The following is a 14,745-nucleotide window of genomic DNA, read 5'->3' as shown; positions in this document are numbered from 1 at the left end:
GATCCGGAGCGGCGGGCCTTGCCCTGTCAGACACAGGGTTCAGCGCGCGCGGTGGCGCAGCGGCCGGACGTTGCTTTCGGTCTCGGCCTCTTCCTCGGTGGGGCGCACCTTCTTCAGCTGGACGATGAAACGCTCGGCACCGTTCTCCATCACGGCAATGCCGGTCAGGCCATGTGCCCAGTCACAGGGAACGACGTGGATTTCCTTGATGGTGGCGGTGCCGGCCGCAAGCTCCGCACGGTCCAGGACCACGTCCCCGACCCGGAACCCCAAATAGGCGTCGATCAGCATTCTCTTGGGCGTCCGTCTTCCGTTTCAGGCCACGCACCGGGGCCGGCACCGACGGCCGGGCTCCCTTACGATGGACCATCTTGCCATAGATTGGGCCGCCCGCGACGCTTTCCCAGCGATGACGACGCAGTAAACCGACAGGGACCCCCGTTTGTCCCACTGCCGGCAAGGCCGGACGGCAGGCGCGGAAGCGGCCGTCCCCGTACGAGGGAGGAGACGGAAACGGCCGCTTCGGCGGTGCCCGGACCCTTGGGCGGATGCCCGGGACCGGGGCGGGAACGCCAGCCGTCGCACCAGCGGCGACCGGGACGGCGGCGTCCGGCAGGCGCATAATAGTTCGACCAACAAACCATTTGCGCCCCCTACCTTCGTTCGGCCCTGCACAGTTTTTGAGCAATTCCGAGCCCGCCCGTTGGCGGCGGCGGGAGCATTGCGATAGGGTCGTCGCACAGCTCCCCCCTTCCCACCCCAAAGAGGTCCGTCGGTCGTGCAGAGTTGGCTGGTGCTGGCCGTTTCGGCGGCCTATCTGGGGGTTCTGTTCGCCATCGCCTGGTGGGGCGACCGGCGCACCGCCGGCGGCGCGCTGCTGTCGGCCTCGCCGCGGGCGACCGGCATCCTCTTTGCGCTGACGCTGTGCATCTACAACACCAGCTGGAGCTTCTACGGCTCGGTCGGCCGGGCCTCGGCCAGCGGCTTCGATTTCCTGCCGATCTATCTGGCGCCGATGATCCTGCTGCTGGCGGCCCGGCCGGTGCTGACCAAGACCATCGCCATCACCAAGGCGCAGAACGTCACCTCCATCGCCGACTTCATCGGCGCCCGTTACGGCAAGAGCCAAGCGGTGGCGGCGCTGGTGACGCTGACGGCGCTGGTCGGCGTGCTGCCCTACATCGCCTTGCAGCTGAAGGCGGTCGCCGCCAGCTTCGACGTGCTCACGGCCCCCTCGCTGGCCGCCCCGGCCGCCCTGCCGCCGCCGGTCTGGGGCGACACCGCCTTCGCGGTGGCGCTGTCGATGGCGGTCTTCACCATCCTGTTCGGCGTCCGCCACATCAACGCCAGCGAGCATCATCGCGGCCTGATGCTGGCCATCGCGTTTGAGAGCCTGGTGAAGCTAACCGTCTTCCTGGCGGTGGCGGCCTTCATCGTCTGGGGCATGTTCGACGGTTACACCGACCTGATCGCCCGGCCGCAGGCGGAGCCGCTGCTGTCGCCCGACTTCACCGACCCGACCTGGTGGTCGAACACGGCGATCTCGATCATCGCCTTCCTCTGCCTGCCGCAGATGTACCATGTGATGACGGTGGAGAACGACAGCCCCCGCCATCTGCGCGCCGCCGCCTGGATGTACCCCTCCTATCTGGTGGCGTTGAGCGCCCTGATGATCCCCATCGCGGTCGCCGGCCTCATCACGTTCGAAGACGGCATCAACCCCGACACCTTCATGATCACCCTGCCCATCGCGGCGGGGGCGAGCGGCTTCAGCCTGCTGTCCTTCATCGGCGGCCTGTCGGCGGCGACCGGCATGGTCATCGTCGCCGCGGTGTCGCTCAGCACCATGCTGTGCAACGACGTGGTGATGCCGCTGCTGCTCAGCCGTCCACGCTTCGCCGCCCGCGTCGGCCGGCGCGACATGGTCGGCACGCTCCTGCTGGTGCGGCGGCTGTCGGTGGTGGGCATCCTGCTGCTGGCCTATGTCATGCACCGGCTGGTCGACCGCGATTACCCGCTGACCGTCATCGGCCTCTTGTCCTTCGTCGCGGTGGCGCAGTTCGGGCCGGCCTTCTTCGGCGGGCTCTACTGGCGGCGGGCCAACCGGGTGGGGGCGCTGGCCGGGCTGGGCGCCGGCTTCCTGCTGTGGGTCTACACGCTGCTGGTGCCGTCGATGGCGCGCATCGTGCCGGTGCCGGACGCCTTCCTCGATCACGGCCCCTGGGGCATCGGCTGGCTGCGCCCGCAGGCCCTGTTCGGGATCGAGGGTCTGGACCCCATCTCGCACGCCAGCCTGTGGAGCCTGCTCGCCAACCTGATCGCCTTCGTCGCCGGCTCGCTGCTGGCCCGCCCCAGCGCGGTGGAGCGCACCCAGGCCGTCTTCTACACCAGCGCCAGCGCCGACCGCGACGAGGACGACACCCCCCAGGCGCTGGCCAGGCTGGCCGACCTGCGGGCGCTCGCCATCCGCTTCGTTGGGGCGGAGCGCGGCAACGCCGCCTTCGATGCTTATGCCGCCGGCCGCAAGGGCGAGACCGGACCCGCCGACCTCGACGCCGTCCGCTTCACCGAGACGCTGATCGCCGGCGCCATCGGGGCGGCGTCGGCGCGGGTGGTGATGGCCGCCTCGCTGCAAGGCCGCTCGCTGTCGCGCGGCGACGCCATGGCGATGCTGGACGAGGCGTCGGAGGCGCTGCGCTTCAACCGCAAGCTTCTCCAGGCGACGCTGGAGAACATCGGCCAGGGCATCTGCGTGATCGACGCCGACCACCGCATCGCCGCCTGGAACCACCGCTATCTGGAACTGCTCGACCTGCCGGCCGACATGGTGCGGGTTGGCGTGCCCTTCGCCGACCTGATCCGCTTCAACGAGCGGCGCGGCGAATACAGCGCCCACGACATGACGGCGCTGCTGACCAACCGCGACACCGCCAACCAGCAATGGCCCTACCGCTACGAGCGGCGGCGGCCCGACGGCACGGTGCTGGAGATCGTCGCCAACCCGCTGCCGGAAGGCGGCTATGTCTCGACCTACACCGACGTGACCGAGCGCTACCGTGCCGCCGAGGCGCTGCGCGAGGCCAACGAAAGCCTGGAGCACCGCGTGCAGGAGCGCACCGACGCCCTGCAACAGGCGAAGGCCGAGGCCGAGGCGGCGAATGCCAGCAAGACCCGCTTCCTCGCCGCCGCCAGCCACGATCTGCTGCAACCGCTGAACGCCGCCCGCCTGTTCGTCTCGGCGCTGGAAGAGAGCATGCGGGGACCGCTGCCGACGCCCGACCAGCGGGAGTCGGAATGCGGCATGATCGACAATGCCGCCGCCTCCCTGCGCTCGACCGAGATGCTGCTGGGCGGGCTGCTCGACATCTCCTCGCTGGACGCCGGCAATGTCCGCGTGAAGATGCGCAGCTTCGCCATCGACGAGCTGCTCGGCGGGCTGGGGGTGGAGTTCTCCGCCCTGGCGCAGGAGCGGGGGCTGACCTTGAAGGTAGTCGGCTGCGGCGCGGTGGTGCGCTCCGACCCGCAGCTTCTGCGCCGGGTGTTGCAGAACTTCCTGTCCAACGCCATCCGCTACACGCCGAAGGGCCGCGTCCTGCTCGGCTGCCGGCGCCGCCGCGACCCTCTTCACGGCGATCGCCTGCGCATCGAGGTGTGGGACACCGGCCCCGGTATCCCCGAGGCCAAGCGCCACGAGGTGTTCGAGGAGTTCCGCCGGCTGGGCGGCGAAAACGGCGGCGGCAACCCCGCCGACAAGGGATTGGGCCTCGGCCTCGCCATCGTTGACCGCATCGCCCGGCTGCTCGACCATCCCGTCAGCCTGCGCTCCACCGTCGGGCGCGGCACCGGCTTCGCGGTGGAGGTGCCGATGGAGCAGTCGCGCGCCACCCCGGTCACCCGGCCGGTCTCCACGCCTGCCGCCCTGTCGGCCGGGCTTCTGGTCCTGTGCATCGACAATGAGGAGCCGATCCTGGCCGGCCTGCGTGCGCTGCTCGGCCAATGGGGCTGCCGGGTGGCGACCGCGTCGGACGTCGAAGGCGCCCTGGCGGCGCTCGCCCCCTTCGACGGAGCGCTTCCCGATGTGGTCTGTGTCGATTATCACGTGGGGGACGGCCAGACGGGGCTTGCGGTTCTGGAGCGGTTGCGGGAATTGTGGGACCGCCCGGTCAAGGGGCTGCTGCTGACCGCCGACCGCTCCGAAGCGGTGCGGGCGGAGGCGGAGCGTTGCGGCTGCGGGGTGCTCTACAAACCGGTGAAGCCGGCGTCGCTGCGCCGCTTCCTGAACGGGGCGGCATTGCAGACGGCGGCCGTGGCCGAGCGTTAAGGCTGGAACCGGACAAAAGCCGGGCGGCCGCAAATGGGGGGAGTGCGGAAGCCATGGGCGAGGACAGCGCAGCAGGCGCATCGAAAACGGCTGGACAGGCGGCGGCTGAACAAGCGACCGCCGGGCAAACGGCGGCCGGACAGACGACAATCGTCATCGGCGACGACCATCCGCTGGTGCAGGCTGCGCTACGCGACGCGCTGGGCAGGGCGATGCCGGAGGTGCGGGTGATCGAATGCCCGGACCTCGATTCGGTGATGACCGCGGTGGGGCAGCGGCCGGACGGGATCGACCTCGTGCTGCTCGACCTGAACATGCCCGGCACCCACGGCTTCGCCGGCCTGTTCCTGATGCTGGCCCACCATCCGACCGTGCCGGTCGCCATCCTGTCGGCCTTGCAGGATCCCGACACCATCCGCCGGGCGCTGGCCTATGGCGCCTCGGGCTACATCCCGAAATCGCTGTCGATGCCGGCGATGGCCGACGCCATCCGCGCCATCCTGTCCGGCGAGACCTGGGCGCCGCCGCTGTCGGCGGTGTCGTCGGAAGCCGACGAGACCGACGCCGCCCGCCGCTTCGCCTCGCTGTCGCCGCAGCAGCTGCGCATCCTGACGATGATCGTCGACGGCAAGCTGAACAAGCAGATCGCCGGAGATCTCAACGTGTCGGAGCAGACGGTGAAGGTCCATGTCTCCAGCATCCTGCGCAAACTGAACGTGGTCAGCCGCACCCAGGCCGCCGTGGTCGCCGGCCGTCTGGCGGTGGGCGGCGACGTTCTGAGATAGCCCCTACAGCCGCTGAACGGCGGCGAGCCGCAGGCCGAAGCCGATCAGCAGGGCGGCGAAGCTCCAGCGCTGCACCGCCTCCACGATCCGGTGGCGGGCGACCAGTCCGGCAAGGGCCGCTCCGGCCAGGGCATAGAGGCTGTCGAAGGCCATCCCGACGCCGACGAGGACCGCGCCAAGCATGGCGAATTGCCCGGACACGCCGCCGGCGTCGGTCTGGATGAACTGCGGCAGCAGGACCGAGCAGAACAGCAGGGCCTTGGGGTTCAGCAGGTTGGTCAGCAGGCCGCGCAGAATGTCCGCAAGGTAGGACGCAGCGCCCCTCTCCCCTTGTGCTCCCGCCGCACCGCCCGCAGCGGCGGGGCCAAGTGGCGGCATGCGCAGGACCCCGATGCCCAGCCATACCAGATAGGCGGCTCCGGCGATGCGGACGAGGTCGAAGACCGCGGGCGCGGTTTGCAGCAGCGCCGCCAGACCCAGGGCGGCCAGCGCCACATGGGCCGCCCGCGCCATCGCCAGCCCCAGCGCCGTCGCCAGCGCGTGCCGCCGCCCCTGCCGTGCCCCCGTCTGCAACAGCAGGAGCATGTCGGCTCCCGGCACCAGATAGGCCACCGCCAGCGCGCCGATGAAGATCGAAAGTCCCGGCATATCCACCTCCCTCGCCCGAAATCGATGACCGAATCTAGCTTCGGGAGCGCTGGCAGGTCCTTGCGAATTGCGCTGCTAGAGCGCAGCATTCTAGTGAATCATGCCAAGAAACTGGCGATCAGCATAAAGGTCGTGCCACTCATGAAATTCGATGCCATCGACCGCCGCATCCTGGCGGCCTTGCAGCGCGACGCCCGGCTGACCAATGTCGAGCTGGCCGGGGAGGTCGGGTTGTCGCCGTCCCCCTGCCTGCGCCGGGTCCGTCTGCTGGAGGAGGCCGGCGTCATCGCCGGTTACCATGCCTCGCTCGACCGGAAGGCCGTCGGCCTTGGCCTGACGGTGTTCGTCGGCATCAAGGTGGAGCGCCACCACGACCGCGAGGCGACCGCCTTCCGCGAAGCGGTGAAGGCGCTGCCGGAGGTCGTTTCCTGCCATCTGGTCTCAGGAGAGTCCGACTTTCTGCTTCAGGTCGTCGTTCCCGAACTGGCCGGCTACGAGAAATTCCTGCTGGGAACCTTGCTGAAGCTGCCGGGCGTCGCCGACATCCGCAGCAACTTCGCGATCCAGACGGTCAAGGCCGGCGGTGCGTTGCCGCTCGACCATCTGCCGGCGTCCCACCCGCCGGCCGACGGCAAGCCCTGACCTGACACCGATTGTCAGTTCCGTTCACCATACGTACCCAAAGACTGGCCCCAACCGCCACGTCTTGCTACTCTCGGCCTTATCATACCGCCGGACCGAGAAGGCCACGGGTCAACCATCATGACCACCGCCCTGCACAGCGTCTGCCGCGACTGCGCCGCCGCCCTACCGGGCTCAGGATCGGGTGAAATGACGCGCTGCCCGAAATGCGGCAGCCGGCGGCTGTTCCGCCATGCCGAGCTGCACAGCCTGCCCATCGGCCACATCGACTGCGACAGCTTCTACGCCACGGTGGAGAAGCGCGACCGGCCGGAGCTGGCCAGCCGCCCGGTGATCGTCGGCGGCGACGACCATCGCGGGGTGGTCGCCGCCTGCTGCTATGTCGCGCGGATATCGGGCGTGCGCTCGGCCATGACGATCCGCGAGGCGCTGGATCGCTGCCCCGACGCCACCATCATCCGCCCCAACATCGCCAAATACAAAGAGGTCGGCCATCGCGCCCGCGAGATCATGGAGGCCTTCACCCCCCTGGTCGAGCCGATCAGCATCGACGAGGCCTATCTCGACCTGACCGGCGTGGAAGACCGCCTCAGCATCAGCCCGGCCCAGGCGCTGGTGGAGATCGTCCGCCGCTTCGAGCGCGAACTGCGCATCACCGCCTCCATCGGGCTCAGCTACAACAAGCTGCTGGCGAAGATCGCGTCCGACCTCGACAAGCCGCGCGGCTTCTCCGCGCTGGGCCGGGCGGAGGCGGCGGCCTTCCTGGCGCCCAAGCGGGTGACCATCCTGTGGGGCGTCGGCCCGGCGCTGGAGCGCAAGCTGTTCACCGACGGCATCACCCGCGTCGGCGACCTTCAGGACAGGGACGAGCATTGGCTGGTCAAGCGCTACGGCGCCATGGGCCGGGTGCTCTACAGCTACGCCCGCGGCGAGGATTCCCGCCGGGTCCATCCCGAGTCGCCGAGCAAGAGCATCTCGTCGGAGGAGACCTTCGACTGGGACGTGACCACCCTGCCCGCCCTGATGCAGGAGCTGCGCCCGCTGGCCGACAAGGTCGCCCGCCGGCTGGAGCGCGAGGGGCTGCTCGGCCGCAGCGTGGTGCTGAAGCTGAAGACCAAGGATTTCCAGCAGCTGACCCGCTCCCGCCGGGTGGAGCCGACCCGCTCGGCCGAGGCGATCCTGGCGGCCGGCGTCGCGCTCCTGGAGCGCGAGGTCGACGGCCGTGCCTTCCGCCTGATCGGCATCGGCTGCACCGACCTGACCCACCCGGAAACGGCGCCGGACCCGGAACTCGACCTGTTCGGGTGAGAGGGAACAGGAAAGATCAGCGGCCTTGGCGCAGGGCTGTATTTCCCATAGCCGCCCAGCCGACGAAGCGGTTGTGAAGCGTCTTGCGTACAGTCGCTCTTCCGACCGCGGATCATGCGGCGACGGCGCGCCCGTCCGCAATGGGAGGCTCGACGGCCAAGACGGTAAGGGTCTTCGCCTCGCCCTCGCGCGTGTACCATGTGATCGACTGTCCTTCCGCGACGCCAATGAGGGCGGCGCCGATGGGGGTCAGCACCGACACCCGACTGGCCGCGAGGTCGGCATCGCCCGGATAAACCAGGGTGACAGTCCGCTCCTGTCCGGTCACCTCATCCCGGAACGCCACGCGCGCGCCCATCGTGACCACCGTCGTCACGAGTTCGCCGGCATCGATCACCGCAGCGCGCTCCAGTTCGACCGTGAGGTACGCGTATACATCGGGCAACCGCTCGGAAACGGCCTCTACCAGAGCCGAGAGGCGGTCATGGTCGGTGGCGGTCAGCACGATGGGCGGAAACTGGTCTGCGGGACGCATCGAGGTCTTCCTTCGCGTTTCTCGGCATGCACAACCGACTGCCGGGCGACGCCCCCCGGTGGACGCCTCATCGGTCATGCAGCGGTTGCACGTGATAAACCCGCGACCGCATGGATGCGGTTCGAGCGGCTCTCTTGGATTTGGAGACGATGTCGGCCCCGGACGGTCCGGGAGCCTTGCCTCAGGCGACCAGATCCGGGGCGGGCGAGCCTGCGTGAACGCGGCCTGCACGCAGGAGGTTACGGATATGGCGGGGCGGCAGTGTCATGGTTCCCCGAACTTGGACAGGTTCGCTCCGGAATTCAAGGATTACACGATCACGGCGGTGGCACGGGCGGTGGCACGCGGCCCTTCCGCTCCCTGAAGCAGGCCCGTCCTGAGCGAACGCGCCCCCTTGGGCAGGAGGAGGACGTTCCCTCAACGGTCAGTCCGCCCGATCCTCCAGCGCCGGCAGGCTGCCGGGGCGCACGATGCTGCGGATGGCGAAGCTCGACTGGATGCGCACCACGCCGGGCAGGCGCGACAGCGAGTCCTTGTAGATGCGGTCGTAATCGCTGGGATTCTGCGCCACCACCCGCAGCAGATAGTCGGAACTGCCGGACAGCAGGTAGCATTCCCGCACCTCCGGGCAGCGGCGGACGGCGGCGTCGAAGCGGCGCAGATATTCGTCGGTCTGCCGTTCCAGCGTGATCTGGACGATGACTGTCACCGACCGCTCCTCGTCCGCCGTCTCGATGATGGCGGTATAGCCGCGGATGACGCCGGAATGCTCCAGCATGTGCAGGCGGCGCAGGCAGGCCGAAGGCGACAGCCCGACCTCCGCCGCCAGCTTGGCGTTGCTCATCCGGCCATCCTTGCGGAGCAGGCGCAGGATCTTGTGGTCCAGGGCGTCCAGGGCGTGCATGCAATTTTATTCGAAGACGTGGCGGATCGTGCGAAAGCTCCACCACACTATGGGGGATTCATGCAAGGCTTTGCAGAGATTCACCCGCTTCGCCAGCCGTATAGTGACATCGCTGAGACAATCCGCCCCACCGATGGTTTCCTGGGATACCAATGGTTCTGCTGGATTCGATTGGCCGGATTGACTGAAACGGGCGTTCGGATCGGGGGAGATCTCGCATGGTCACGCGCATCGGCGTTCCCAAGGAAATCAAGAACCACGAGTACCGCGTCGGGCTGACGCCGGCATCTGTCCGCGAACTCACGGCGGACGGCCATTCCCTGCTGGTGCAGAGCGGCGCCGGCGCCGAGATCGGCTTTTCCGACGAGGCCTACCGCGCGGCGGGGGCCGAGATCGCCGAAACCGCCGAGGAGGTCTTTGCGAAGGCCGAGCTTATCGTGAAGGTCAAGGAGCCGCAGCCGGCGGAATGTCGCAGGCTGCGCCCGGATCAGGTGCTGTTCACCTATCTGCACCTCGCCCCCGATCCCGAACAGGCCCGGCTGCTGATGGACAGCGGCTGCACCGCCATCGCCTATGAAACCGTCACCGACCGTGCCGGCCGCCTGCCTCTGCTGGCGCCGATGTCGGAGATCGCCGGACGCATGGCCATCCAGGTCGGCGCCGTCGCCTTGCAGAAGAGCAACGGCGGTTCCGGCATCCTGCTGGGCGGCGTGCCCGGCGTGCTCCCCGGCAAGGTTCTGGTCATCGGCGGCGGCGTGGTCGGCGCCAACGCCGCCCGCATGGCGATGGGGCTGGGCGCCGACGTGACCATCGCCGACCGCTCCATGCCGCGGCTGGCCCAGCTCGACGACCTGTTCGGCCCGCGGCTGAAGACCGTCTATGCCTCCGCCGACACGCTCGACCGTCTGGTCGCCGATGCCGATCTGGTGATCGGCGCCGTGCTGGTGCCGGGGGCCGCGGCACCGAAGCTGGTGCGCCGCGACCAGCTGGCCGGCATGCGCCGCGGCTCGGTGCTGGTGGACGTCGCCATCGACCAGGGCGGCTGTTTCGAAACCAGCCATGCCACCACCCATTCCGACCCGACCTATGTGGTGGACGGCGTCGTCCATTATTGCGTCGCCAACATGCCGGGTGCGGTCGCCCGCACCAGCACCGAGGCGCTGAACCACGCCACCCTGCCCTTCGTCCAGGCGCTGGCCGGCAAGGGCTGGAAACGGGCGCTGGCCGAGGATCCGCACCTGCTGGCCGGGCTGAACGTCCAGGCCGGCCGGCTGACCTATCAGGCGGTGGCGGAGGCGCTTGCACAGCCCTTCACCGACCCGCGCGAAACGGTCGGCGGATGATGTGAACAGCTGTTGACAATAAACTGAACGATATTTCTCGAAAACGCCAAGGACAGAAATTTTGAACGGAAAAGGCGCGACGCTTCGGAACGATTGTTGTTTTTTTCGACCCTTGGAAAGAGAGTGTTGCGCCTACGGATCAAGTTGCATTACCTGTCTGTCACAAGAAAAAGGGTAACATATGCAACCGGCGCTTAAGTGCCGGGGCCAAAGACCAAGAACAGTTTTGAACAGGGTAAGGCGCGGCGCCTTTCGCCGACTGGTGCTGTCCGGACGGTCATTCCGTCCGAACTGGCCCGCGATTCACAAGCAGGATGTCCGGCAGCGATGCCGGTGGGGACGCCACGGCTGCAAGCCCGTGCCGCGCAAGTGGGAGCTGTTGACCATGGTCGAACGACGGAATGCCGCTCGGGTGCATGACCGCACCCCCGCGACCTCGTCGCGTATCCGGAAGATGCCTGCCTGGATGAAGGCCGGCCTTATCCCGGCTCCCGGCATGCCGGCCCGCAGCGGTCCCCTGTAACGAATTCGCCCGAAGCCCCGCCGGATCCCGCATCCGGCGGGGCTTCGGCAAGAACCGGGTGCGGCGGCGGGATTCCAAGCGTCCCCTGCCTCGGTCCTGGATGTTCTCCCCCGTTCATCCGGATCGGAACTCCGCTGCCGCACACGGCTTAAATCCAGTTTTTGCCCGGTTTTCGCGTGCCTGCCTATTCGTCGATCTGGGAGAGTGGGAGAAGCCTGCCTGATGGAATATTTTCTTCAGCAATTGATCAACGGCTTGTCGCTTGGAGCGATCTACGGCCTGATCGCGATCGGCTACACGATGGTGTACGGCATCATCGGGATGATCAACTTCGCCCATGGCGAGATTTACATGATCGGCTCCTTCGTGGCGCTGATCACCTTCCTGGCCATCGGCGCGCTCGGCATCACCTGGGTGCCGCTGGCGCTGCTGATCATGCTGCTCGCCTCCATGCTGTTCACCAGCGTCTATGGCTGGACGGTCGAGCGCATCGCCTACCGGCCGCTGCGCTCCTCGCCGCGGCTGGCGCCGCTGATCTCCGCCATCGGCATGTCGATCTTCCTGCAGAACTACATCCAGATCCTCCAGGGCGCCCGCTCCAAGCCGCTGCAGCCCATCCTGCCCGGCAACCTCACCCTGATGGACGGCGCCGTCTCCGTCAGCTACGTGCGCCTCGCCACCATCGTCATCACCCTGGTCCTCATGGTCGGCTTCACCATGCTGATCAACCGCACCTCGCTGGGACGCGCCCAGCGCGCCTGCGAGCAGGACAAGAAGATGGCCGGCCTGCTCGGCGTCAACGTCGACCGCGTCATCTCGCTGACCTTCGTCATGGGCGCCGCGCTCGCCGCCGTCGCCGGCATGATGGTGCTGCTGATCTATGGCGTCATCGACTTCTACATCGGCTTCCTGGCCGGGGTGAAAAGCTTCACCGCCGCCGTGCTCGGCGGGGTCGGCTCGCTGCCCGGCGCCATGCTCGGCGGGGTCGTCATCGGCCTGATCGAGGCCTTCTGGTCCGGCTATGTCGGCTCCGAATGGAAGGACGTCGCAACCTTCTCCATCCTCGTCCTCGTCCTGATCTTCCGGCCCACCGGCCTGCTCGGCCGGCCCGAGATCGAGAAGGTGTAAGCGCCATGACCACCCATTCCAACACCGTCTCGTCCGGCGCGCGCACCGCCCCGCGCGGCGTCGACTGGGCCGCCACGATCAAGGACGCCGGCCTCGCCGCCTTCGTCGCCTTGCTGCTGACCGTGCCGCTGGTCGGCCTGCGCACCGTCGACCGCCCCACCGGCCTCGGCATCGAAGCCCGGCCGGAGGAGGTGGTCGCCTCGCTCCTGCTGGTCTTCCTCGGCCGCCTCGGGCTCGGGCTGATCCGCCAGGGCATGGCGCTGCCTGTGCTGATCGTGGCGGTTCTTTGCGCCGGCGTCGGGCTGGTGCTGCCGATGCCGACCCAGGTGCTGCGCCTCGTTCTGGTGCTGGGCGGCGGCGTCATCGCGCTGCGCGCCGCCATGACCGTCGCCACCGGCCGCTCCAAGCTGTCCCAGGCCGACCGCGACAAGCGGATGGACCGCGTCGCCGCCAAGGTACAGCACGCCAGCAAGTATATCGGCCCGGTCGCCGTGGTCTTCGCCGCCATCCTGCCGATGACGCCGCTGGCCGACCGCATGCTGCTGGACATCGGCATCCTGCTGCTGACCTACATCATGCTGGGCTGGGGCCTGAACATCGTCGTCGGGCTGGCCGGCCTGCTCGACCTCGGCTATGTCGCCTTCTACGCCGTCGGCGCCTATTCCTACGCGCTGCTGGCGCATTACTTCGGGCTCAGCTTCTGGCTCTGCCTGCCGCTGGCGGGCCTGCTCGCCGCCTGCTCGGGCGTGCTGCTCGGCTTCCCCGTCCTGCGGCTGCGCGGCGACTATTTCGCCATCGTGACCTTGGGCTTCGGCGAGATCATCCGCATCATCCTGGTCAACTGGTACCAGTTCACCGGCGGCCCCAACGGCATCTCCGGCATCCCGCGGCCGAGCTTCTTCGGCATCGCCGACTTCTCCCGCACGCCCTCCGAGGGCATGGCCGCCTTCCACGAGCTGTTCGGGCTGGAGTTCTCGCCGCTCCACCGCATCGTCTTCCTCTATTACCTCATCCTGGCGCTCGCGCTGGTGGTGAATCTGTTCACGCTCAGGGTGCGTAAGCTGCCGCTGGGCCGGGCCTGGGAAGCGCTGCGCGAGGACGACATCGCCTGCGCGTCGCTCGGCATCAACCGCACCAACATGAAGCTGGCGGCCTTTGCGATTGCCGCGATGTTCGGCGGTTTCGCCGGCTCCTTCTTCGCGACGCGCCAGGGCTTCATCAGCCCGGAGAGCTTCACCTTCATCGAGTCGGCGATCATCCTGGCCATCGTGGTGCTGGGCGGCATGGGCAGCCAGATCGGCGTGGTGGTCGCCACCCTGCTGGTGATCGGCCTGCCCGAAGCGTTCCGCGAACTGGCCGACTACCGCATGCTGGCCTTCGGTGCCGGCATGGTGGTGATCATGCTGTGGCGTCCGCGCGGCCTGCTGGCCCACCGCGACCCGACCATCCTCCTGCATGGCGGTAAGAAGCCGATCCCGGCGGGAGCCGCGAAATGAGCGCCCCCATGAACACAGTTGGGTTGACTGAAAAGCCGCTTCTCAGCGTCGAACACCTGACCATGCGCTTCGGCGGTCTGGTGGCGAACAACGACGTGTCGTTCGAGGCGCGGGCGGGCGAGATCACYGCGCTGATCGGCCCGAACGGCGCCGGCAAGACGACGCTGTTCAACTGCGTCACCGGCTTCTACACSCCGACSGTGGGGCGGCTGACGCTGCGCCATCCYGCCGGCAAGGAGTTCCTGCTGGAGCGGATGCCGGGCTACCGCATCGCCCAGCTGGCSGGCGTGGCGCGCACCTTCCAGAACATCCGGCTGTTCAGCGGCATGAGCGTYCTGGAGAACCTGATCGTCGCCCAGCACAACAAGCTGATGCGGGCGTCSGGCTTCGCCATCGCCGGCCTSTTGGGCYTGCCCGGYTTCCGCAAGGCCGAGCATGAGGCGGTGGAGCTGGCGAAATACTGGCTGGACCGGGTGCGGCTGACCGAGTTCGCCGACTGGGAAGCCGGCAAYCTGCCCTACGGCGCCCAGCGCCGGCTGGAGATCGCGCGGGCGATGTGCACCGAGCCGGTGCTGCTGTGCCTGGACGAGCCGGCGGCSGGGCTGAACCCRCGCGAGTCGGGGGARCTGGCCGAGATCCTGACCTTCATCCGCGACGTGCAGACGCCGCAGGGCCACCGCACCGGCGTGTTGCTGATCGAGCATGACATGAGCGTGGTGATGCGCATTTCCGACCATGTGGTGGTGCTGGACTATGGCCGGAAGATTTCCGACGGCACTCCGGAGCATGTGAAGAACGACCCGGCGGTGATCCGCGCCTATCTGGGCGAGGACGAGGACGAAGCCCTGCCGCCGGAGATCGCCGCCGACCTGAACATGCCTCAAGAAGCGCAGAAGGGAGCCTGAGCCATGCTGAAGGTATCGGGCGTCCACACCTTCTACGGCGCCATCGAGGCGCTGAAGGGGATCGACATCGAGATCGGCGCCGGCGAGATCGTCTCGCTGATCGGCGCCAACGGGGCCGGCAAGTCGACGCTGCTGATGACGATCTGCGGCAGTCCGCGCGCCCGCCAGGGCCGGGTGTTCTTCGAGGGCGAGGACATCACCGACCTC

General features: G+C 68.1%; 13 protein-coding genes. 9 read left to right on the top strand and 4 right to left on the bottom strand.

Annotation, left to right across the window (positions count from 1 at the left end):
* Nucleotides 1-39: 39 nt before the first annotated feature.
* Nucleotides 40-291, bottom strand: a complete 252-nt coding sequence (locus VH569_RS34590; protein ID WP_377811836.1) for a hypothetical protein — start codon at nt 289-291, stop codon at nt 40-42.
* A gap of 487 nt (nt 292-778) precedes the next feature.
* On the opposite strand from VH569_RS34590, the gene VH569_RS34585 reads away from it, so the two are divergent.
* Together VH569_RS34585 and VH569_RS34580 are read left to right on the top strand one after the other, a co-directional pair.
* Nucleotides 779-4,321: a NahK/ErcS family hybrid sensor histidine kinase/response regulator gene (locus tag VH569_RS34585; protein ID WP_423321727.1), complete on the top strand. Its 3,543-nt coding sequence runs from the start codon at nt 779-781 to the stop codon at nt 4,319-4,321.
* A 53-nt stretch (nt 4,322-4,374) separates the two neighbouring features.
* A complete protein-coding gene (locus VH569_RS34580) occupies nt 4,375-5,106 on the top strand; it encodes a LuxR C-terminal-related transcriptional regulator (RefSeq protein WP_423321726.1) in 732 nt (243 codons plus the stop codon).
* A 3-nt stretch (nt 5,107-5,109) separates the two neighbouring features.
* Here VH569_RS34580 and VH569_RS34575 read toward each other — a convergent pair whose 3' ends face one another.
* Entirely contained in the window at nt 5,110-5,754 is a 645-nt protein-coding gene (locus tag VH569_RS34575) for a LysE family translocator (RefSeq protein WP_423321724.1), read from the bottom strand.
* Nucleotides 5,755-5,895: 141 nt separating this feature from the next.
* On the opposite strand from VH569_RS34575, the gene VH569_RS34570 reads away from it, so the two are divergent.
* Together VH569_RS34570 and VH569_RS34565 are read left to right on the top strand one after the other, a co-directional pair.
* Nucleotides 5,896-6,396, top strand: coding sequence for an Lrp/AsnC family transcriptional regulator (locus VH569_RS34570; protein WP_423321722.1), 501 nt, complete (start codon nt 5,896-5,898; stop codon nt 6,394-6,396).
* A gap of 120 nt (nt 6,397-6,516) precedes the next feature.
* Nucleotides 6,517-7,704: a DNA polymerase IV gene (locus VH569_RS34565; RefSeq protein WP_423321720.1), complete on the top strand. Its 1,188-nt coding sequence runs from the start codon at nt 6,517-6,519 to the stop codon at nt 7,702-7,704.
* Nucleotides 7,705-7,816: 112 nt separating this feature from the next.
* Here VH569_RS34565 and rnk read toward each other — a convergent pair whose 3' ends face one another.
* Entirely contained in the window at nt 7,817-8,239 is a 423-nt protein-coding gene (gene rnk / locus VH569_RS34560; RefSeq protein ID WP_423321716.1) for a nucleoside diphosphate kinase regulator, read from the bottom strand.
* A gap of 424 nt (nt 8,240-8,663) precedes the next feature.
* Nucleotides 8,664-9,143 carry an Lrp/AsnC family transcriptional regulator gene (locus tag VH569_RS34555; RefSeq protein ID WP_423321715.1) on the bottom strand — a complete coding sequence of 160 codons (480 nt, stop codon included), beginning with the start codon at nt 9,141-9,143 and terminating at the stop codon, nt 8,664-8,666.
* Between the two features lie 218 nt (nt 9,144-9,361).
* Here VH569_RS34555 and ald point away from each other — a divergent pair, with 218 nt between their 5' ends.
* The 5 genes from ald to VH569_RS34530 form a co-directional block, all read left to right on the top strand.
* On the top strand, nt 9,362-10,486 hold the full coding sequence (gene ald, locus VH569_RS34550; RefSeq protein WP_423321713.1) for an alanine dehydrogenase: 1,125 nt from the start codon (nt 9,362-9,364) through the stop codon (nt 10,484-10,486).
* A 745-nt stretch (nt 10,487-11,231) separates the two neighbouring features.
* Nucleotides 11,232-12,137 carry an ABC transporter permease subunit gene (locus VH569_RS34545; protein ID WP_377807790.1) on the top strand — a complete coding sequence of 302 codons (906 nt, stop codon included), beginning with the start codon at nt 11,232-11,234 and terminating at the stop codon, nt 12,135-12,137.
* A gap of 5 nt (nt 12,138-12,142) precedes the next feature.
* The gene (gene livM, locus VH569_RS34540) at nt 12,143-13,633 is read left to right on the top strand and encodes a high-affinity branched-chain amino acid ABC transporter permease LivM (protein WP_423321711.1); all 1,491 of its coding nucleotides are present in this window, start codon (nt 12,143-12,145) and stop codon (nt 13,631-13,633) included.
* The gene (locus VH569_RS34535) at nt 13,630-14,538 is read left to right on the top strand and encodes an ABC transporter ATP-binding protein (protein ID WP_423321709.1); all 909 of its coding nucleotides are present in this window, start codon (nt 13,630-13,632) and stop codon (nt 14,536-14,538) included. Before livM ends, VH569_RS34535 begins: the two co-directional genes overlap by 4 nt.
* Nucleotides 14,539-14,541: 3 nt before the next feature.
* On the top strand, nt 14,542-14,745 hold a 204-nt coding region (locus tag VH569_RS34530; RefSeq protein ID WP_423321707.1), incomplete at its 3' end, for an ATP-binding cassette domain-containing protein.

Origin of the sequence: Azospirillum sp. 11R-A, from assembly GCF_049472615.1 — a bacterium.
Taxonomy (GTDB): domain Bacteria; phylum Pseudomonadota; class Alphaproteobacteria; order Azospirillales; family Azospirillaceae; genus Azospirillum; species Azospirillum palustre.
The sequence above is the reverse complement of the archived record's forward strand: the minus strand, read 5'-3'. Positions and strand labels throughout refer to the sequence as shown.

What these genes read in the sequence shown, in the direction of transcription:
- rnk (WP_423321716.1), bottom strand. Translation starts at nt 8,239, where the DNA reads ATGCGTCCCGCAGACCAGTTTCCGCCCATCGTGCTGACCGCCACCGAC.
- livM (WP_423321711.1), top strand. Translation starts at nt 12,143, where the DNA reads ATGACCACCCATTCCAACACCGTCTCGTCCGGCGCGCGCACCGCCCCG.
- VH569_RS34575 (WP_423321724.1), bottom strand. Translation starts at nt 5,754, where the DNA reads ATGCCGGGACTTTCGATCTTCATCGGCGCGCTGGCGGTGGCCTATCTG.
- VH569_RS34545 (WP_377807790.1), top strand. Translation starts at nt 11,232, where the DNA reads ATGGAATATTTTCTTCAGCAATTGATCAACGGCTTGTCGCTTGGAGCG.
- VH569_RS34565 (WP_423321720.1), top strand. Translation starts at nt 6,517, where the DNA reads ATGACCACCGCCCTGCACAGCGTCTGCCGCGACTGCGCCGCCGCCCTA.
- VH569_RS34570 (WP_423321722.1), top strand. Translation starts at nt 5,896, where the DNA reads ATGAAATTCGATGCCATCGACCGCCGCATCCTGGCGGCCTTGCAGCGC.
- VH569_RS34590 (WP_377811836.1), bottom strand. Translation starts at nt 291, where the DNA reads ATGCTGATCGACGCCTATTTGGGGTTCCGGGTCGGGGACGTGGTCCTG.
- VH569_RS34555 (WP_423321715.1), bottom strand. Translation starts at nt 9,143, where the DNA reads ATGCACGCCCTGGACGCCCTGGACCACAAGATCCTGCGCCTGCTCCGC.
- ald (WP_423321713.1), top strand. Translation starts at nt 9,362, where the DNA reads ATGGTCACGCGCATCGGCGTTCCCAAGGAAATCAAGAACCACGAGTAC.
- VH569_RS34580 (WP_423321726.1), top strand. Translation starts at nt 4,375, where the DNA reads ATGGGCGAGGACAGCGCAGCAGGCGCATCGAAAACGGCTGGACAGGCG.